Raw genomic sequence first — 20,164 nt, forward strand, 5'->3', positions numbered from 1 at the left:
CATGAACACATTTTGCTTTCCGTTGCGTCCGGTCTGTCAAGGGATTTGTCGGGACGACGATCCGCCCCCCGATCACTGCGCCGCGCGCCCCTCCCGGCGCCGGCGCAGGGGCGGTCCGGGGGCGAGCGGTCCGCCTGCCTGCGGACCGACGCCGCGGGCTCAGGCCCGGGCCGGCACCTCGCGCGTGCACATCTGCAGCGCACGCAGCGGCGCGGCGCCGGAGCGGGCCTGGAGCTTCAGCGAGGCCGCGTTCTCCGGGCGCACCAGGGAGAAGGCGAAGGCGGCGCCGCGTTCGGCCATCCCGCGCAGGCCGGCGCGGGTCATGTGGTCGGCGAGCCCGGTCCCCCAGTGGCTGCGCGCGATCGCCATCATGCTGTAGAAGCCGGAGGCGGGCAGGGTCTCGGCCACGCCGACCACGCGGCCGGTCGCGCCCTCGCGCGCCAGCAGCCACAGGCTCTCGGGCCGGGCCATCTGCTCGGCGAGCGCGGGGCCGTCCAGCTCCGGCCAGACCCGCTCGCGCCTCAGCATCCGCCAGGCGATGGCGGCGGCCTCGGCCTCGGCCTCGGGGTCGCCGCCGGCATGAGGCGCGACGCTCACCCCCTCGGGCGGCGCCGAGGCGGGCTGGTCGAGGGGCAGCGACACCACCAGCAGGCGCTGGTAGGGCGCGAAGCCCGCGGGGCAGAGGGGTGCGGCTGCCGGGTCCTCGGGCGCGTCGACGGTGGCGGCGAGCAGGCCGACCCCGAGAGGCCGGGCGATCGCCTCGATCCCGCGGTTCAGCGCCGCGTCGAGCGCCGGCGCCGCCCCCGGCGGGCGCGCGAAGACGCACATCCGCCCGTCGAGGCGGATCATCGCCCGGTCCTCCAGCGCGCCCAGCCCGGCCACGGGGGCGCCGGGGGCCGCGCGGTCGCGCACCAGCGCCAGGGTTTCGGGCCCCTCGTCCAGGCGCTTGCGCCACCAGGCCTCCGCCGCGGTCGTCTCGGCGAAGAGCCCGGCGAGGAAGGCATGCGCCTCGGCCGCGTCCTCGGGGCGGACCGGGGCTGCGTGCAGGTCGGGGTCGGTCATCCAGGTCTCGCGCAGGGCCGGACAGGGCGAACCCGGCTTCGGGGAAGCCGGGTTCGGGTCGCGTGCAGGCGACGCGGATCGCCGCCCGCCCCCTCCGGCCGGAGGAGACGGGCGCGGGGCCTCAGCCCGCGGCGAAGGACGCGTGGTCCTCGGACGCCGCCGGGGACGCCTGGCAGCAGAACAGGCACACGCAGGGCGCGGCGGCGGCGGGTGCGTCCAGGACCTCGGCCGCCGGCGCCTCCTCCGGGCCCCTGCACATGAAGCAGCAGGGGGCGCAGGGCGCGGAGGCGGAGAGCGGCGCGTCGAGGACCTCGGCCGCCGGCGCCTCCTCCGGGCCCCTGCACATGAAGCAGCAGGGGGCGCAGGGCATGGCGGCGGAGAGCGGCGCGTCGAGCGTCTCGGCGGCCTGCGCCTCCTCCGGCCCCTTGCAGACGTAGCAGCAGGGCGTGCAGAGGAGGGCGGCGGCGAGGGGCGCGTCGAGCGTCTCGGCCGGCGCGGCGGCGGGGCCGGCCGCCGTCGGCCACGGGGCCGGGCGCGCGTCGGGCGCGAGATCGAACGTGGCTGCGATCAGGTGATGGGTCATCTTCGGGTCCTCCCCCCACGGGTCAAATGCCAGGAGCGCCGGGCTGTCGGCGCGCCGCGTCGCCGGGCGGAGCGGCGACGTCGTGTCGGCGGCGGCGGGCGCGGCCCGCCGGGCCGGTCAGCCGGCCTCGGTCTTGACGACCTCGGCATCGTCCGCCTTCGACGTGTCGCGTCGGCGGACCGCGGATTTCACCGCGGATTTCCCCCGCTCCACCTCGGTGGCGAAGCGGCTGCTCAGGGCGGCGGGGTTCAGGGTCTCGATCGTGCCGCCGCGGGCGAAATGCCAGTCGAAGACCCGGCCCACGGCCCAGGTCACCGCGCCGTTCAGCGCCGGCAGCGTGGCGACCGCCAGCAGCGTGCCGATCCCGGGCACCGACTTGGCGGCCGAGATCGCCGGGTAGCCGAGCACGCCGCGGGGCAGGCCCACGGTGATCAGGGTGGAAATCACGGTCTTCACCGCCTGCTCGGAGAATTTCACGCCGCGCGCCTCGCACAGCTGGGCGACCATGCGCACCTGCACGGTCGTCGCGGCGGCGATGTCCACCGCGGGGATCGGCACCAGGCCGGCGACCGCCGCATAGGCCACGTGGTTCCAGATGATGCGGTCGCAGGCAGCGTCGGCCTCGGGCGTCGGCGCGCGCGGCGGGCCCCCGTCGTCGCCGGACGTCGTCTCGATCTGAGCCGTCATGCCTTCCCCCCCGTCTGTCCCGGCGTCGCCCGGCGCCCGTCATGCGTGCATGGCGCGGCAGTCGATCCGCCGCAGAGCGTTTCACAAGGGCGACGCAACGTAAAGTTCTTTTCCATGAAAAGTCGTTCATGGTCAGGCGGTTCGGACTCGCGGTCGCAGCCATGTTTGCCTTGCCAGCGCCGCCCGCCCCCGGTTACGCAAGGGAAAAGGGGAGGGCGCGGCGGCGCCGGCGGACGGGAGGCGCGGCGGGCCATGGCCGAGGATCTGGCGGACAAGCACCTGGCGATCGCGCCCCATTTCACCGTCCACCAGGAGGCGAGCGACCGCTTCCTCCTGTTCGCCGAGGGGCGCAGCCTGCGCCTGCGCGGCGACCTCTACAGCCGCCTGATTCCCCGCCTGACCGGGGAGCGCACCGGCGCCCGCATCCTCGCCGAGATCGCCGCCGACCCCGGCGCCGCCCCCGACGCGGGCGAGCAGGCGCGCCGCACGCTGGTCAGCCTCTACGAGGCGGGGCAGGTGGTGGCGCTGGCCCCGGGCGCCGACGTCAACCGCCAGGCCTTCTGGTCCGAGGGCGGACTGCCCCCGGCCGAGACCGAGCTGCGCCTCGCCTCCGCCCGCGTCGCGGTGGCCGGGCTGGGGCGCGGGGCGGCGGCGGGCTCGACCGGGGCGGGGGCGCTGACCGGGATGCTGATGGGCTCGGGCTTCGCGCCCGGCGACCTGCGCACGGCCGAGCTGGTGGTGGCGCTGGTCGACGACTACCTCGACCCCGCGCTGCAGGACCTCGCCCGGGCGCTGGGGTCGGAGCGGACCTGGCTGCCGATGCGCCCGGGCGGGCGGCGGGCGCTGATCGGGCCGCTGATGGGGCCGGGCTTCGGCGGCGCGACGGGGGGCGGCTGCCTCGCGTGCCTCCTGCGCCGGATGGCCGAGCACCGGCCCAACGACGCGCTCGCCCCCGCCGGCGCCGCCGGGCCCCGGCCCGCGCGCGCCTGGCTGCCGGCGTCGCTCGAGATGGCCCGCGCCGCCGCCACGCTGGAGATCACCCGCATGGCGCTCGACGAGGGCGAGACGCTCTCGGGCGCGCTTCTGGAGATCGACGGCGCCACGGGGGAGCGTCGCCTGCACCGCTGCTGGACCTTCCGCGACTGTCCGGTCTGCGGCCCCGAGGCGCCCCCGCCCCCCGCCGCCGCCGAGCCCTTCCCGCTGGGCGAGGAGGCGTCGGTCGACAGCGAGATCGGCGGCTGGCGCGCCTGGAGCGCCGAGCAGGCGCTGGCGCGGCTGGAGCCGCTGGTCAGCGACCTGACCGGCATCGTCTCCGGCATCGTGCCGGGGCACGACCACGGCCGCGGCCTCTATGTGTTCAACGCCAGCCAGGCCACCCGGGGCGGCGTCGACTTCACCCGCAACCGGCGCGCGGGCAAGCCGGGCGCCGCCAGCGGCAAGGGCCTGACCGAAGCCCAGGCCCGCGTCTCCTGCCTCGCCGAGGCGGTGGAGCGCTACGGCTCGGGCTGGTCGGGGGCCGAGCCGCGGATCCGCGCGCGCCTGGCCGACCTGGGCGAGGCCGCGATCCGGCCCGAGGCGCTGCTGGGCTTCTCCGAGCGCCAGTATGCCGAGCGCGCCCGGATCAACGCGCAGAGCTCGCCGCTTCACCACGTGCCCGTGCCCTTCGACGAGACGGCGGAGGTCGAGTGGACCCCGGTCTGGTCCCTGACCCACGAGGCCACGCGCTGGCTGCCCACGCGCTTCTGCTACCACGGCTACGAGCCGCGGGGCGTGCCGGGGGACCATCCCTTCGCGCTCGGCGATTCCAACGGCTGCGCGGCGGGCGCGACGCCGGCGGAGGCGGTCCTGCAGGGCCTGCTGGAGGTGGTCGAGCGCGATGCGGTGGCGATCTGGTGGTACAACCGCCTCGCGCGGCCCGGCATCGCGCTGGAGGGGATCGCCGACGCCTTCGTCGAGCGGATGCTGGCGGTCTACGCCGAGCGCGGGCGCCAGGTGCACCTGCTGGACCTGACCACCGACGTGGGCATCCCGGCGGCGGTCGCGGTCTCGTCGACGATCGAGGGGGGAGGGCGGATCCTGATGGGTTTCGGCGCCCATTTCGACCCCCGCGTGGCGGCGGAGCGGGCGCTGACCGAGCTCAACCAGATCATCGCCTTCGACGGCCCCGAGGGGGCGGAGGCCGAGAAGGCCGAGTTCGACGGCCACCTCGCCCGCTGGCTGGAGACGGAGACGCTCGACCGCCAGCCCTGGATGCGCCCGGCCGCGGGAGCGCTGCGCGACGTGCGCCGGATGCCGCGGCCCGAGGCGCCCAGCCTGCGGGGCGCGGTGCTCGAGGCGCGCGACCGGCTGGCGGCCTGCGGGATCGAGATGCTGGTCCACGACTACGCCCGCGGGGACCTGCCGCTCGCCTGCGTGAAGGTGGTGGCGCCGGGAATGCGCCACTTCTGGTCCCGGCGCGGCCCGGGCCGGCTGCTCGAGGTTCCTGCGAAGATGGGCTGGCGCGACCGCCCCGCGCGGGAGGAGGAGCTGAACCCGATCGATTTCGTCCTGTGACCCGCCCCGCGCCCTCCGCGGCCCTGGCGCCCGCCATCGCCCCGACCCCGGGGCGTCGCCCGGCGCCTGCGCGGGGCCGGGCGTCCGCCGCGACCTCCCGGGCTCCGGGCCCGGCATCCGTCCCGGCCGCCGCATCCGCTCCCGCCCGGCGGGCCGCCCGATGAGCGGCGACGCGCCCGGGCCGCCGCGGGGGGAGACGCTGCGCCTGGTCCCCGCGGCGGCCGGCGGCGAGGCGGAGGCGCCCGGACCGCGGCCCGAGTCGGACCCGGAGAGCTGGAGCCTGCATCTGGGCCTGCATCCCCGCGTCACGGCCGCTCAGGCCCTGCCGGGCGCCCTGCGCCTGACGCTGGTCGAGACCCGGGAGACGCGGCTGCCCTGGGAGGCGCCGGCGCTGGGCCGGGCGCTCGCCGCGCTGGCGCGGGGGGGCCTGGCCTGGGCCCAGCTCTCGGCCCTCTGCCAGGGCGTCGACGGCGCGCCGGACGCGCCTCCCGCCGATCCCGCCGACACCGCGCGGCTGGCGGAGGAGGCGCGGGCGCTGCTGGCGCGGCTGCGGGCCGAGGGCCTGCTGACCTGGTGGCTGGGCGCCCCCGGCCTGCGGGCCGCGACCTTCGAGCCGCTGCGCCTGGGCTACCTGCCGCTCGATCCCACGCCGCCGTCGCTGTCGCTGCGGCTGCCCCCGGGGACGGTCGCGGCCCGCGGCCCGCGCGAGACGATCCTCGAGATCCCCGACCTCGACGCGCTGGTGACGCTGGGGCCCGAGGGGCTGCCGCTGCTGGGCGCCCTGCTGGGCCACGGCCACGCCGGGGCGCCGCCGATGCCGGCCATGGCGCGCGGGGTCTTCGCCGCCGCCGGCGTGCTGCGCCCGCCGCCGGTCCCCGGCTCGGCCGAGGCTGCGGCGGACGCCGGCTGGACCGCCTGGGACCGGCTGGGCCACCGTCTGACCCGCAACGTGCACCGCCTGCACGCGCCTGTCCCGGGCGGGCCCGAGCGTCCGCCCCTCCCCGCGCCGCCGCCGGCCTGGGCGCGGTCCGACCTTGCGCGCGTGACCCTGCCGCGCCCCGCGCCGGACGCCCCCTCGCGCCCCCTCGCCGCGGTTCTGGAGAGCCGCCGCTCGCGCCGCGAGCCGGGGGCGCGGCCGCTGGAGGTCGGCGCGGTCGCCACGCTGCTGTGGCGCATCGCCCGCCGCCGGGCGGAGCGCGAGGCCGCCGGCCTCGGCGGGCACTCGCGCAACCTGCCGGCGGGGGGCGCGAAGGGGGACGTGTCGCTCTACCTCGCCGTCGGGCGCTGCCTGGGCCTGCCGCGGGGGTTCTATGGCTACGACGATCTCGCCCACGCGCTGACGCGCTTCCCGGACCCGTCCGTCGCGGGCGGCGATCCGCTGCAGGCGGTCCTGGACCAGACCCGGGAGGCGATGCAGGCCCGCGCGACGCCCGACGCGGTGGTGGTGCTGGCCTGGCGGCCGGGCGCCCTGGCGCCGCGCTACGCCTTCAACGCCTACCGGCTGGGGCTGATGCACGCCGGCGTGGGGATGCTGGCGCTGAGCCTCGCGGCCGAGGACCTCGGCCTCGCCGGCTGCCCGGTGGGCCTGGGCGACCAGCGCCACTTCGCGCTCCTGACCGGGTGCGATCCGCGCATCGAGACCTCGCTGGCGGAGTTCGCGCTCAGCGGGCGGGACGACGCTGCAGCAGCACCAGGGCCAGCAGCACCGCCAGGGGCGTGAACAGCAGCGACAGCACCAGGCAGCCGCCGAAGCCGGCGAGGGTGCTGCGCCCCAGCCAGCCGACGCCCAGCGCGCCGGCGATGTAGATCGCCCAGAGAATGTAGGGAAGCATCGCGCGTCCTCCTTGCGGCGGCGCCCCCGGCCCGGCGCGGGCCGCGGGGAAGGGCGCGGGGCGCGCGCGCGCGCCCCCCGCCGTGCGCGCGGGCCCCGGAAGGCGGGGCCGCGCGGGCCCCGCCTCAGTTCGGCGGGGGCGGCGAGCCCGGGGGCGCGCCGCCGTCGGGGGCGGGCTGGCGGCCGTCCTGGGGGATGGCGCCGACTGCGGGCTCCCCGCCCGGCCGGGCGACCGCGGCGCCGGGGTCGTCGGCGTCGCCGCCGGTCCCCCCGCTCCGGCCGCCGGGCAGGGCGGGCAGGCCGTCGCCGGGCTCGCGCTCGGGGGCGGAGCCGTCGGCGGGCAGCGGGCCGCGCGGGGGCAGGACGCCGCCGCTGCGGGCCCCGCGCGAGTCCACCTGGGACTGCAGCTCGGGGAACAGCATGGGGATGTCGTTCCAGTTCGGCAGCGCCGTGTCCTGGCCGGGCGGCATCGAGGGGACCGGCTGGGCGACCGCGGGCAGGGCGCCCAGCTCCCCGCCCAGGATCAGCGGCATCGCGTCCTTGCCGTTGCCCACCACCACCACCTTGGCGTTGGGCGACTTCGACAGCTGCACCGTCGCCTCGATCCCCCGCCAGGTCAGCAGCGAGTCGTTCAGCGCCTCGGAGACGATGGTGTAGAAGGTGCGGATGCCGATCGCCTCGATCCGCCGGCGCTCGGCCTCCTGCTTCTCGGACATCAGCCGGAACTCGTAGGAGGCGGCGAGCTGCTCCTGCGCCAGCTTCTGGTCGATGGCCTGGGTCACCTGCTCGGGCAGGTAGATGCCGCGCACGGCGACGTCGAGGAACTCGATCACCTCGGCGGCGCGGTGGGTGGTGATGTCGTCCAGCACCTCGCGCTTGAGCGCGTCGAAGTTGATCGAATAGAGCTCGTTCGAGGTGTGGTTGGCCACCGCGTGGCGCAGGGCCGCGACCGAGATCGGCCCCACCACGCGGGCGCGGTATTCCGGCCCCACCGCCTTCTGCAGGCCGCCCAGCGTCTCGTAGCGCACGCGGTAGATCACGTTGCCCTCGATGCGCACCGACATGCCCTCGGACGAGAGCGCCTCGATCGAGAAGGGGAACTGCTGCACGCGCAGCTCGTAGATGTAGATCCGGTCCCAGGGCCACTTCAGCGCGTAGCCCTCGGGCAGGGCCTCGCCCAGCTCGGTGCCCCCGCCCAGAAGCTTGTAGCGCACGCCCGCCTGGCCGGGGAGGATCTGCACGAAGATCACGTTCCACAAGACCAGCAGCACGATCGCCAGCGCCCCCGAGACGCCCACCGCCCAGGCCACGATCCGCTCGCCCCGGGTGAACAGCGGCGGCTTCTCGGGCCGGGCGGGACTGCGGGGCGGGGGCGCGGCGGGGCCGGGCTGGCTGGGATCGGTCACTCTCGCGCTCCTTCCAGGCGCCGCTCGTCCACGATGCGCCCGTCCGCGAAGCGGATCACCCGGTCGGCGCAGTCGTAGTAGCGGTCGTCATGGCTCACCACGATCAGGGTTCGCCCCTCCCGCTTAAGGCGGGGCAGGATCTCCCGGTAGAGACGTTCGCGGAACTCCTGGTCCTGGTCGGCGGCGACCTCGTCCAGGATCAGGATCGGGCGACGCTCCAGCAGCGCCACCGCCAGCGCCAGCCGCTTGCGCTGGCCGGTCGAGAGATCGGTGGTCGAGAAGGCCCCGTCCTCGAAGCGCACCTTGCGCCCCAGGCCCAGGTCCGCGAGCAGGGCGTTCACCTCCGCGGGGTCGCGGTCCTCGAGCCCGTAGAGCCGGTCGAAGAGGTGGAAGTCGGTGAACACCGAGCTGAACAGCCCCCGCCACTCCGCCGCCTGCGCCGGCCCGACCGGGCGGCCGTCGAGCTCCAGCGCCCCGGAGTCGGGCGGGTAGAGCCGGCAGAGCAGTTTGAGGAAGGTCGACTTGCCAGAGCCGTTGCCCCCCACGACGAACAGCGTCTCCCCCGCCGGCACCGTCAGGTCCACCGGCCCGATCGAGAAGGCCGGCGCCCCGGCCGCGTCGCGATAGGTGAAGGTGGCGGCGCGGACCCGGATCTCGCCGAAGGCGGCCGGGACCTCGCCGGTCTCGGCCCCGGCGGCGGCGGCCTCCACCGCGCGCTCGGCGCGCTCCAGCTCGTCGAGGGCGAATTCCGCGCGCGCGATCAGCGGGATCGAGCGCAGGATGATCTCCACCGTCGAGAGCAGGAAGATCGCCACGTAGATCGCCTGGCCGATGATTTCCTGGTCGCCGACGAAGGGCGGCAGCACGAAGGCGATCGAGGCCAGCGCCACGTAGAAGAACCCGTAGGAGATCGAGATCCCGCTGTTGATCCGCGCCGCCGCCCGGGCGCGCGCGTCGCGATGCGCGGCCGAGGCGGGGGAGAGGTGCGCGTCCTCCAGCGAGTCCCCGCGCGGGCGGTGCAGGCGCGTCTCCTTGAAGCCGTGGACCACGTGGCCGAGCAGGCGCAGGAAGGCGGTCTCGGCGCCCGCCGCCTCGGTCAGGGCGGCGCGCACGCTGCGCTGGGAGATCGTGTAGAGCGCCGCCGAGGCGCCCAGGATCCCCGCCAGGGTGAAGAACACCACCGGCGACAGCGCCAGGGTGTAGAGCCCCCCCAGCGCCAGCGAGCCCAGGGCCGCGTAGCCCGGCAGCATCACCATCGCCGCTTCCGAGATCACGCCGGTGTTGCGGGTCAGGGCGTCGTAGATCCGCCCGCCGCCGATGCGCTCGAAGTCGGAGTATTCCAGGCGGCGCAGACTGCCCACCAGGCGCATGCGGATGCCGTCGAGCAGGGTCTCGACCGCGTCGACGGTCAGCCGGGCGCCGACGAGCTGCCCCCCGACCACGCCGAGCGTCGAGAGCAGGAACAGCGCCACGTCGAGGGCCCGCACCGTGTAGCCGGCGCCGCCGGAGATGACGGTGTTGACCACGGCCAGCACCCCGACGGGACTGACCGTCGCGACCATGAGCACGCACAGAAGCCAGAGCCGTCTGCCTTCGGCCGCCCCCCAGACCACGGATGCGAATCGCAACGCAGCTCCCTTCGCGTCCCCTCGCGCCGCCCGCCGGGCCGCCCGACGGATCGCGGCGTCCTCTTTACGCTTGGGCAGCTTCCTGAACCCTCCCCTCCAGGCGCCTCTAAAGTCAACCTTTTCCGCGCCGCCGTGGCGCCGGGCGGCGGCGGAGAGGGCGGCGTCGGGAAGGGCGGTTCGGGAGAGGGCGGCGCAGGACCCCCCGCCCCCGCCGCGCGAGGGCGGGGGGGCGGGGCGCGACGGGCCCGGGGAGGCGAAGGGCGGGCGCCGCGCAGCGCCCGCCCCTGCCGCGTCAGAAGCGGATCGACACGTCGATCCCCGCGGCATGGCCGGCGTAGCCGTCGCCGAAGGCCCCCTCGTAGCGCAGGCCGACCGAGACGCGCTCGCCCTGCGCGAGGCTGACGCCCGCGGCCAGCCGCGCCGTCGTCCCCGGCATCGCCACGCCGTTCGAGAAGCCGGCCGCGCCGCTCGCGTCGTTGGCGAGCCGCGCCGTGGCGTCGTAGGAATCGAGGCTCGACAGGCTCGCGCCCACCCGCGCCCAGGCCCCCAGCGACAGGCCGTCGTCGAGCGCGCGGTCGACGCCGAACTCCACCGCCGGGGTGACCACCACCGCGGTCGCCTCGCTGGCCGAGACCCGGAGCGAGCGCGCCCCCGCCCCCTGCTCGAGGTAGCCGTCGGCCGAGACGTGGATCAGGTCGAGGTCCACCATCGGCCGCACCCAGCCGCCCGAGGTCGCCGGCAGCGGCTGGGTCCAGGAGGCGCGCAGCCGCGCCCCCAGGCTCAGCGTGTCGTGGTCGGCCGTGGCCTTGCCCGGGGCCAGCGGCGCCGTCGCCCGGTCGGTGTCGAACGACCCCCAGCCCAGCGTCGCGGCGCCCGACAGCGCCAGCCGCTCCCAGCTCCGCGTGGCGGCGAGGCCGACGAAGCCCGCGCCGCCCTCGGAGCCGCCGCGGCCGGTCTCGCCGTTCAGGTTCACCGCCTCGTAGCCCGCCGCCGCGCCGAGCCGCCACTCGGGCGTGACCTGCAGGCCGGCGGCGAGGCCGGTCGTCCAGGCCTCGCCCGAGAAGCCGGCGCCGGGGCCCTCGCCGTCCTGGTCGAAATGCCGGGCGGAGCCGAGCATCTTCAGGCACACGTCGCCGCCCGCGAAATTGCGCGCGCCGGGGCCCGTGCAGCCGAGCGCCGCGTCGAAGCGGTCGCGGGTCAGCTCGAACGTGGCGGCCTCGGCCGCCAGCGAGGCGTCGAGCGTCATGCCCGACAGCAGCGCCCCCAGCGCCCCGCCCCCGGCGCCGGCGGCGAGGTCGAGCTCCCCGAACAGGCGCGCGTAGGTCGGATCGCCGGTGACGAAGACCCGCTCGAGATAGCGCGCGGCGGCCGACTCCTGGCCGCCGAGCCCGAACTCCGGCCGGTCGATGTCGGCGCTGGCCGCGGTCAGCGACAGGGTCTGGCCGTCGATCTGCTGCTCGAAGCCGAACAGCGCGCTCTCGACCGCCTCGAAGCGGCCCGTGATCTCGCCGCCCGCCTCCAGCAGCCGGAACTCCGACCCGCCGGCGACGGCCGAGGGCAGCAGCGTCAGCCGGCCGGCCAGGGCGACGTCCCCATCGACCTGCAGCAGGTCGTAGACGCCGCGCAGCCCGTTCACGTCGGCCACCAGCTCGCTGGAGCCGTGCAGGGTCAGGTGGCCGCGGATGCGCAGGCGCGAGACGTCGCCGGTCTCGCCGACCACCAGAAGGCCGCGGTTGACCACGTCCGCCTGGTAGACCCGCGCCCCCAGCGCCACGCCCGTGCGCCGGTTGATCAGCCGCGCCGCCGGGGCCGAGCGCCGGACCGGGCGCCCGGCCGCGATCTCGGCGCCCGCGGCCGAGGCGACGGCGGAGGCGGCGGTGGACAGGGTCGGCTGGAACACGTTCCCGTTCGCGTAGGTCGCCAGGATCGAGCCGTTCACCTGGCCGGCGTTGTCGATGGTCAGCTTCGAGTTGCCGTCGTTGCTCGCCCCCACGTAGCGGATCGCGGTATTCGACAGGGCGCTCAGCAGGCCCCCTTCCTCGAGCTTGACGAGGTTGTTGCCGTTGCCGCCGTGGGCGAGCAGCCCGACGCCGAACTCGCCGAGGCCGCCGACCACGGGGGCGGAGATGTCGATCTCGATCTTCTCGCCGTCGAAGTCGTCGCTCAGGCTCTGGGCGAAGATCGCCGCGCTGTTGGTCCCGGTGGCCGCGAGCGGCGCGTCGATGTCGATCGAGACCTGGCCGGCCTGGTTGCGCCCGCTGGAGACGCCGCTGCGTCCGGCCTGGGTTCCGCCGGACCATCCGGCGAGACCGCCGCCCCCGCCCAGCGACTGGCCGATGATGCCGTAGGCGCCGTCGCCCTGGGTGCTGAGGCTCGAGCGCAGGTTGACGACCACGTTCGAGGCCCGCCCGTAGGCGCCCGCGACCCCGCTGAAGCCGTCGCCGCCGCCGTTCGCGCCGGTCACGTAGACCAGCTCGATCCCGTCGGCGAGCGAGACGTCGCCCAGCAGGCCGCCGCCGCCGCCGATGGACTGGGCGACGATGCCGTGGGCGCCCTCGCCGAGCGTCAGGTTGCAGGCGCTGTCGGGGGCGGCGCAGCCGTCGCGCGACTGGACCGTCACCGTGACCGCGCCGGCGTCGCCGCCCCCGCCGCCCAGGGTGATGTCCACGATGTCCTCGCGCGCGCCGGTCGCGGCGATGCCGCCGCCGCCGCCGATCGACTGAGCGACGATGCCGATGGCGCGGTCGCCCTGCGTCGAAAAGGCGACCGGCGCCGCCCAGGTGACCGGGCCGCCGTTGGACGTGTAGATGCCGGTCGCGTTGCGCTGGCCGAGCCCGATCTCGATCCCCGGGCCGCTCTCGCTCCCGCGGAAGCGCACGATGCCGCCGCCGCCGCCGATCGACTGCAGCGCCACCGCGTGGGCGTCGTCGCCCCGCGTCGCGATATGCTGGTCGGCAACCTCGCCGCTGGAGGGGGCCTGGTAGGCGACCTGCACCGTGCCGCCCTCGACGCCGTTCAGCGGCGCGCTCGTGCCCAGCCGAACCGTCGCCTGGCCGATGCGGTCGGCCTGGTGGGAGACGAGCCCCCCGCCGCCGCCGATGGACTGCAGCACCAGCCCGTAGGCGCCGTGGCCGGCGGTGTCGATGGCCACCCCCCGCCCGGCGCCGTCGAGCGTGGCCGAGGTCGTCCAGCCCCGCCCCAGCAGGGGGCCGTTCGCGCCCAGCGTGACGTCGACCCGGCTCAGCCGGTCGGTGTCCGCGGTCTCGGCGAAGTCGGCGAGGCCGCCGCCGGCGCCGATCGTCTGCAGCACCACGCCGTCGGCGAAGTCGCCCTGCGTCGAGATCCCGGCCGACAGCGTGCCGTCGACCTTTCGCGCGTCTCCGCCGCTGAAGGCGCCGCCCGCGCCGAGCCGGACCGAGGCGCCGTCGGGGTCGGCGTAGCCGTCGTCGAGCGGGGCGCCGGCGAAGACGCCGCCGCCGCCGCCGATCGACTGCATCACCGCCCCGCGGGAGAAGTCGCCCGCGGTCGCGACCGAGACCGGCGTCGTCGCGTCGGCGGCGATCTCGTAGGTCACGAAGCCGCCCTGGGCGGCCTGGAAGTCGGCGCCCACGACCAACGAGGGCACGCCCTGCGCCGGGGCGATCAGCAGCCCGCCGCCGCCGCCGATGGACTGGCCCAGCAGCGCCGTCGCCATGGCGCCGGAGGTGGAGACGCCGGCTCCGTCGAGGCGCAGCTGGACGTCCGGGCCGGTCGCGAACTGGGGCGCGCCGGGGGCGAGGGGCACGTTGGGCTTGCCCGTGCCGTTGGTCCCGCCGACCCGCGCGTCGAGGTCGTAGCTCCCGTGCTCGCCCGAGCTCGTGCGCAGCGAGGTGCCCAGCGCGCCGAGGCCGCCGCCGCCCTGGATGCCCTGGGCGACCGCCGCGAAGGCGCCGTCGCCGGCGGTGGCGAGGCTCGCGCCCGACTGCAGCGACAGGGCGACGTCGCCGGGGTGGTTCGCGCCCTGGGCGCCGGAGTCGCCGCCGACGACGACGCCGATGCCGGCGGTCCCGTCGGGCAGGTCCTCCTTGCGTGCGCGCACCGCGCGCGAGCCGATGGCCCCCACGCCGCCGCCGCCGGAGATCGACTGCGCCACCAGCCCGCCCGCCGCGTAGCCGGAGGTGGCGTAGCTCCCGGCGAAGGTCGCGCTCACCCCGCCGTTGGAGGCGGAGTCGCTGGTCTGGCCCTGGCCCCCCACCCGCATCGAGGCGTGGAGCTGCTGGCTCGAGGTGGGGTCGTGCGAGAAGCCGGCGATGCCGCCGCCCCCCGCGATGCCCTGCACGATGGCGGCCTCGGCGAAATCGCCCCAGGTGGCGACGTGGCCGCCCAGGTCGGCGCGCACCGTGTTCTGGTGGCGCCCGCCCGTCGGGCCCTGGCCGCCGAGCGTCATCGAAGCCGAGTAGACGGTCGCGTCGGAGGTCTGGTCGATCGGAGCGGCCGCCTGCACGGTCCCGTTCGCGCGGAGCGTGGCGGACGCGCCGCCGGCCGAGCCGATGAGGCCGCCGCCGCCGGCGATGGACTGCAGCACCAGCGCGTCGGCGTCGGCGCCGATGGTGCGCACCACGCCCGCGGCCTCGAGGCTGACGGTCTCGCCCGAGATCTGGCCGGGACGGCCGCTCTTCACCCCGTAGATCAGGGAGACGAGAGAGCTCTCGCCGGCGCTGGGCCGCTGCATCACCTCGAAGCCGCCGGCGACGCCGCCGCCGGTGTCGATGCTCTGGGCCACCACGGCGCGCGCGCCGATGCCCAGCGTCTCGACGAGGCCGTCCGCCCCCAGCGAGACGTCCACCCCGGCCGCGTCCCAGGTGGCGGCGGTGGTCCCCAGCGTCACCGTGCCGGAGGAGACGGTGGTGGTCGTGGCCCGGTCGATCTCGGCCTCGGTCAGCAGGGCGACGCCGCCGCCGTTGGCGATGGACTGCACGATGACGCCGTGGGCGTGCCCGCCCGAGGTCTTGATCACGCCGTCATGCGCGAAGCTCGCGACGCCGGAGGACGAGGCCGCGCCGCCGGTGGCGCCCATCGACAGCTCGAACGGCAGGGCCAGCGCCGTCTCGGGCGGCGCGTCGACGTTGTAGCGCCGCAGCGCCGAGCCGTAGGCGAGGGTCGAGGCGACGGTCCCGCCGCCGCCGGTCAGCGACTGCGCCACCACCCCGTGCGAGCCGACGCCCTGCGTGTCGATGAAGGCGCCGGCGTCCAGGATCACGTCCACCAGGCCCGCGCCCCCGGGGCTGCCGTCGCCGCCCAGCCGCATGATGCGCGCGCCCTCGATCCCCGCGGCCCCGCCGCCGTTGCCCACCGACTGGGCCAGCAGGCCGATGCTGCGCGGCCCCGTGGTGGCGATGTCGAAGGCGCCCGAGATCTCGACCGCGCCGCCGGAGCCGCCCACGCCCCCGTCGCCGCCGGCCATGAAGTCCAGGTGCGCCCCGCGGAACAGGGCGTTGAACGTGGCGGCGTAGTCGGCGCGGTTGGCGTCCTCCTGCGCGTCCTCGAGCGAGATCTGGTCGGCGGTGATCGGCGCGCTGCCGATGCCGCCCATGCCGCCGCCGCCGCCGATGGACTGCGCCACGACGCCGAAGGCGTGGAAGCCCGCGGTGCGGATCTTCGATCCGGCGTTCGCGCGCAGCTCGATCAGGCCGCCGTTCATGGCCGCGCCGCCGACGCCGCCCCTGCCCACGCCCATGCGCACCACCGCCGCCGGCAGCGGGTCCTCGGGCGCGAGCAGGTCGGAGACGTCGATCTTGTCGAAGGCCGGGTCGTCGTTGACCCGCACGTTGCCGTAGTCGACGGCGCCGCCGCCGTCGGGGTCGGGAAGCTCCGTGCCCGGAGGCGCCTCGCCGGGGTCGGAGGGATCGGCCTCGGGCGCCTCGGTCTGCGCGTCGAGCCCGTAGCCCGCCACCAGCCGCGAGCCGGTGCCCCCCATGCCGCCGCCGCCGCCGATGGACTGCAGCACCGCGCCATGGGCGCCGAAGCCGGCGGTGGAGATCAGCGCGCCGCCCTTGAGCTGGAAGCCCACGTAGCCGCCGCTGCCGCCTACGCCTCCCACGCCCCCCACCCGCATCGACAGGTCGAGCAGCCCGATGGAATCCGAGGGCACCGCCGAGCCGCCCGCGCCGCCGCCGCCGCCGATGGACTGCAGCACCGCGCCGTCGGCGAAGTCGCCGAAGGTGACGATCCGCCCGCGCAGGGTGGGCGAGGTGTACGGCGGGTCGCCGTCTGGAGTCTGGGCGTCGAGGTCGACGAAGTTGCCGCCGTCGCCCCCGGTCCCCCCGGTCCCGCCCACGGTGAGGCTCAGCGCCGTCGGACGCTCGATCGCCTCCTTGATCTCGTTGTATTTCAGGCCGAACTCCAGCGGGTTGAAGCCGCCCGAGCCGTCCTCCTCCTCCTCGGTCCCGGTCCCCCCGAAGGAGCCGCCGAGCCCGCCGCCCCCGCCGATGGCCTGGATCAGCGCCCCGTCCGCGTCGGCGCCGTAGGTCACGATGACCCCGTCGAGGTCGAGCGCCCGCACCGTGCCGCCGCGGCCGCCCGTGCCGCCGGTCATGCCCACGCCCACGGTCATCCGCGGGGCCTTCACGCCGGCGAGCGCCTCGGTGACCTGCTCGGTCAGGTTGCCGGGCAGGCCGACGGTGACGGTCTGCGAGGTCCCGCCGCCGCCGCCCACCGTCTGCAGCACCACCCCGCGCGAACCCTCGCCGGCCGTGCGCACGGCGGTGTAGCGCTTCAGGTCCGCCGAGATGTCGCCGCCGTGGCCGCCGCCCCCGCCCTGGCCGCCGACCGAGAGCGAGGTCTTCACCCCGTCGCCCTCGCCGAACTTCTTCACCCCGGCCGAGGCGATGCCGCCGTCGCCGCCGCCGCCGCCGATCGACTGGGCGAGCAGGCCGTTGGAGCTGTCGCCTAGCGTCACGATCCGGCCGCCGCCGCCCAGGAAGAGCTCGACCAGGCCGCCGTTGCCGGCGGCGTTGCCCGCCCCGCCCACCGCCGCCGAGATCGAGGCGTTGAGGGTGACGCCTTCCTCCTCGTCGCCCTCGGAGGGGACCTGCTCGGCGATCTTCTCGCGCAGGGTCGAGGCCGCGGCCATCGCGCCGCCCTCGCCGCCGACGCCGCCGCCGCCGCCGATGGAATGGGCCACGATCCCGTGGGCGCCCGATCCCGCGGTCTGCAGCGCCGAGTCGGTCAGGGTCAGGCTGACATGGCCGCCGTCGCCGCCCACGCCGCCCGCCCCGCCGACGCCGGCCGCGCCGGCGACGGCGATCGAGACGTCGGCGTCGGGGATGCTCAGCGCCGAGGCGACCGCGGTGGCGTCGCCCGAGCCGCCGATCCCGCCGCCGCCGCCCACCGACTGCACCACCAGCCCGTGGTTGTGCGAGGCGGCCGTGGGGTCCGAGGCCTGGCCCGTGGTCAGGGTCATGGCGTCGAGGGCGACCGAGACCGCGCCGCCGTTTCCGCCCGCGCCGCCCTTGCCGCCGACCGCGGCGGCGGTGGAGATGCCGAAGCTCTGGTTGACCGAGCTCGCCGCGCCCCCGGCGCCGCCGCCCCCGCCGACCGAGTGCAGCACCATGCCCTTGGCGTGGGAGCCCGTGGTGGAGACGTCGACCTGGCTGAGGTCGACCGTGACCGTGCCCCCGTGCCCGCCGCTCTGCGCGCCGCCGGCCATGGCGATGGCCGAGAGCGAGCCGATCCCGAAGCTGACCGCGCGGGCGTCGCCGCCCGCGCCGCCGCCGCCGCCGATCGACTGCAGCAGCGCGCCATGGGCGTTGTCGCCCCGGGTGGAGATCTGGCGGCGATTCCCGCCGACCGAGGTCTCGGTCAGGGTCACCGCGCCGCCGTCGCCGCCGACGCCGCCGTCGCCGCCGACCGCGACGCTGGGCAGGCGGCCGGCGATGGTGAACACGTCGCCCCCGTTGCCGCCGCCGCCGCCGATGGACTGCATCAGCATGCCGTAGGCGAAGCGCCCGTCGGTCTGAAGCTCGATGTCCTGGTCGAAGCTCGCGGTCACCGCGCCGCCGGGACCGCCGGGGCCGCCCTGGCCGCCGATGGTGAAGACGCTGCCGGCGCCGCCGTAGTCGTTCACGTCGCCGCCGCCGCCGCCGATCGACTGCATCACCAGGGCCGAGGCCGCCACGCCCGAGACGATGATCGAGCTGCCGTCGCCGTGCCAGGTCACCGTGCCGCCCGCCTGGCCGTCGCCGCCGCCGCCCGCCACCGCGATCAGCCCGCCGTCGGAGGTCAGGTCGCCGCCGCCGCCGGAGATCGACTGCATCAGCACCCCGTGCGCGCCCGCGCCATCGGTCAGGATCCCGAAGCGCCCGCTGACCGTCACCGCGCCCGCATGGCCGCCGTTGCCGCCGTTGGTGGCGCCGGTGGAGATCAGCGAGTAGTTCTCGCTCGCCGCCCCGCCGGAGCCCGCGAGGCTCTGCGCCGCGATGCCGATGGCGCGCGCGCCGCTGGTCGCGATGTAGGCGGCGTGGGTCAGGTCGTCGGCGGCGACGCCGCTCTCGACCGTCACCGCGCCGCTGGAGCCGCCGGAACCGGCCGAGTCGTCGCGGAAGTCGGTCAGCCCGCTCGGCGTCCAGAGGCCGCCGCCCGGGCCGCCCTTGGTGCGCACCAGCACGCCCACGCCGTTGTCGCCCTGGGTCGTGATCACGGCGTTCTGGCCCAGGCTGACCGTCGCGGCCCCGGCCGAGCCCCCGTCGCCGCCGTTGCTGTCCGAGGACTGGCCCTTGCCGCCGTCGCCGCCCTCGAGGAACAGGCCGATGCCGATCAGCTCGTCGCCGATCACCTCCACCCGGGATCGGGCCGCGAGCGTGATCGTGGAGGGGGCGAACAGGTCGTTCTCGTCCACCCCGGCGCCGCCGCCGTCGCCGGCGTCCTGGTTCGAGGCGCCGTCGTGCGACCCGCCCGCCGCCGCGCCGAGCGCCACCGCGACGATGCCGCCGGCCTGGTCGATGTAGCCGGGAAGGACGTCGGGCGTGACGTCCTCTCCGCGGTCGATCTCGGTGTCCTCGCGCGGGTCGAAGTCGCCGGCGTCGACCGTGATCACGCCGTCGTGGCGGACGGTCAGCACGCCCGCGTGCCCGCCGCTCCCGCCGGGGGTGCCCGACTTGCGGCTGTCGATGCCCGCGGCGCCGCCCTGGCTGAGCAGGTAGACGCCCCGCGCGGCGCCGCCCGGGGCGACCGGCGCGACCACCGTGATGTCGCCCGTGGTGTCGACCGAGACCGAGCCGGCCCGCCCTCCGATCGAGGTGTTGGGGCCGCCGTAGCCGCCGACGCTCTCGGCGTGGATGCCCTCGGCGAGGCGGTTCAGCGTCGGGCCCTCGGCCGCGCCGCCGCCGTCGCAGGCGGCCGAGGCGTCGCAGACCGAGATCGAGCCGGTGTTCTGCACGTGGACGTCGCCGGCCGTGCCGCCGTCGCCGTCCTCGGGATCCTCGCCTATGGTGGTGTCGCGGTTGCCGCCGACGCCGCCGGTGGAGCCGGCGAAGATCGCGACCGCGCCGTCGGTCCCGGCGCCGCTGGCCGCGCCCGTCGGGCGCAGGGTCAGCGCGCCGCTGTTGATCGCCTCGGCATAGCCGCCGGCGCCGCCGGCGCCCCCGTCGCCGCCGCCGACGTCCTGGTCGCGCGCGTTGATGCCCGCGCCGCCGGAGCTGGAGGCATGCAGCAGGTAGACGATGCCCGGATCGTCGACGAGGCCGACGCCGCCTCCCCCGCCCATCGCGGCGTCGAACAGCAGCGCGTCCACGTCGATCGTGCCGGTGTTGGTGATCGAGGCGACGCCCCCCCGGCCGCTGGCGCCCGCGTCGTCGGGCGCGTTCGAGCCCTGGCCGCCGCGGGTGCGCACCACGAAGACGCCCGGCGCCTGGGCCGACTGGTCGACGTCGGCGGCGCTGGTCAGCGTGTAGCTCGCCGCCGTGGGCGCGTCGGGGTTGTCCTCGGTCCCGTTCGGGCCCTTGTAGTTCACGTAGACGCCGTCGCCGGTCTCGTCCGCGTCGATGGTGCAGACCACGTCCTGCGACCCTCCGGCGGGGCAGGGGAACGGGTCCGCCAGCGCGGCCCCCCCGCCCAGGCACAGGGCGGGAACCGAGCAGGCCCCCAGCAGGCGGGTCAGACGGCCGGACGCGGACGCAGGCCGAAGCCGCGCGCGAGACGCAACGATGAGCATGGTGGTTTCGCTCCCCACAGGGCGACGAACGCCTCGCGCGGAATGCGGAGCGCTCCGGGTGCCGCCGGCTTCGTCCCCCCGAACGAACGGTGCACTTTCGTGCAAACCGATTCCAACCCTCGGAAAGCAAGACTGATTCTGCAATCGCCTTCGGCGAGCGTCGCTCAATCTTCACGGGCTGCGTGGGGCGACGGTTACACTCGGCAACCATCCCGCGGACGGGCC

Annotated in this window: 9 protein-coding genes; 2 read left to right on the plus strand and 7 right to left on the minus strand. The window is 76.4% G+C overall.

The annotated features are described in order from the left end of the window. Positions 1–159 precede the first annotated feature (159 nt). From BM064_RS00090 to BM064_RS00100, 3 genes are all read right to left on the minus strand, one after another. The gene (locus BM064_RS00090; RefSeq protein ID WP_092856476.1) at positions 160–1,062 is read right to left on the minus strand and encodes a GNAT family N-acetyltransferase; all 903 of its coding nucleotides are present in this window, start codon (positions 1,060–1,062) and stop codon (positions 160–162) included. 121 nt (positions 1,063–1,183) lie between these two features. Further along, entirely contained in the window at positions 1,184–1,645 is a 462-nt protein-coding gene (locus BM064_RS00095; RefSeq protein ID WP_092856478.1) for a hypothetical protein, read from the minus strand. 117 nt (positions 1,646–1,762) lie between these two features. Continuing rightward, positions 1,763–2,332, minus strand: a complete 570-nt coding sequence (locus BM064_RS00100) for a YcjF family protein (protein ID WP_092856481.1) — start codon at positions 2,330–2,332, stop codon at positions 1,763–1,765. A 252-nt stretch (positions 2,333–2,584) separates the two neighbouring features. Here BM064_RS00100 and BM064_RS00105 point away from each other — a divergent pair, with 252 nt between their 5' ends. Together BM064_RS00105 and BM064_RS00110 are read left to right on the plus strand one after the other, a co-directional pair. After that, entirely contained in the window at positions 2,585–4,885 is a 2,301-nt protein-coding gene (locus BM064_RS00105; protein ID WP_143103226.1) for a TOMM precursor leader peptide-binding protein, read from the plus strand. Between the two features lie 160 nt (positions 4,886–5,045). Beyond that, positions 5,046–6,605, plus strand: coding sequence for a SagB family peptide dehydrogenase (locus BM064_RS00110; protein WP_092856487.1), 1,560 nt, complete (start codon positions 5,046–5,048; stop codon positions 6,603–6,605). On the opposite strand, the gene BM064_RS27300 is transcribed toward BM064_RS00110, so the two are convergent. The 4 genes from BM064_RS27300 to BM064_RS00125 form a co-directional block, all read right to left on the minus strand. Further along, on the minus strand, positions 6,547–6,717 hold the full coding sequence (locus BM064_RS27300; protein WP_177236093.1) for a hypothetical protein: 171 nt from the start codon (positions 6,715–6,717) through the stop codon (positions 6,547–6,549). The genes BM064_RS00110 and BM064_RS27300 overlap by 59 nt on opposite strands. A 124-nt stretch (positions 6,718–6,841) precedes the next feature. Continuing rightward, complete coding sequence (locus BM064_RS00115; RefSeq protein WP_092856490.1) at positions 6,842–8,122, minus strand: prohibitin family protein; 1,281 nt, start codon at positions 8,120–8,122, stop codon at positions 6,842–6,844. Next, complete coding sequence (locus tag BM064_RS00120; protein ID WP_177236094.1) at positions 8,119–9,750, minus strand: cyclic peptide export ABC transporter; 1,632 nt, start codon at positions 9,748–9,750, stop codon at positions 8,119–8,121. The genes BM064_RS00115 and BM064_RS00120 overlap by 4 nt, the downstream gene beginning before the upstream one ends. Positions 9,751–10,042: 292 nt before the next feature. After that, entirely contained in the window at positions 10,043–19,939 is a 9,897-nt protein-coding gene (locus BM064_RS00125; protein WP_143103227.1) for an autotransporter outer membrane beta-barrel domain-containing protein, read from the minus strand. Positions 19,940–20,164: the final 225 nt, after the last annotated feature.

It is taken from the genome of Albimonas pacifica (assembly GCF_900113695.1).
In the GTDB taxonomy this organism is placed as follows: domain Bacteria; phylum Pseudomonadota; class Alphaproteobacteria; order Rhodobacterales; family Rhodobacteraceae; genus Albimonas; species Albimonas pacifica.

Excerpts from the sequence above, each read along its gene's own strand:
- BM064_RS00090 (WP_092856476.1), bottom strand. The coding sequence starts at position 1,062 with ATGACCGACCCCGACCTGCACGCAGCCCCGGTCCGCCCCGAGGACGCG.
- BM064_RS00095 (WP_092856478.1), bottom strand. The coding sequence starts at position 1,645 with ATGACCCATCACCTGATCGCAGCCACGTTCGATCTCGCGCCCGACGCG.
- BM064_RS00100 (WP_092856481.1), bottom strand. The coding sequence starts at position 2,332 with ATGACGGCTCAGATCGAGACGACGTCCGGCGACGACGGGGGCCCGCCG.
- BM064_RS00105 (WP_143103226.1), top strand. The coding sequence starts at position 2,585 with ATGGCCGAGGATCTGGCGGACAAGCACCTGGCGATCGCGCCCCATTTC.
- BM064_RS00110 (WP_092856487.1), top strand. The coding sequence starts at position 5,046 with ATGAGCGGCGACGCGCCCGGGCCGCCGCGGGGGGAGACGCTGCGCCTG.
- BM064_RS27300 (WP_177236093.1), bottom strand. The coding sequence starts at position 6,717 with ATGCTTCCCTACATTCTCTGGGCGATCTACATCGCCGGCGCGCTGGGC.
- BM064_RS00125 (WP_143103227.1), bottom strand. The coding sequence starts at position 19,939 with ATGCTCATCGTTGCGTCTCGCGCGCGGCTTCGGCCTGCGTCCGCGTCC.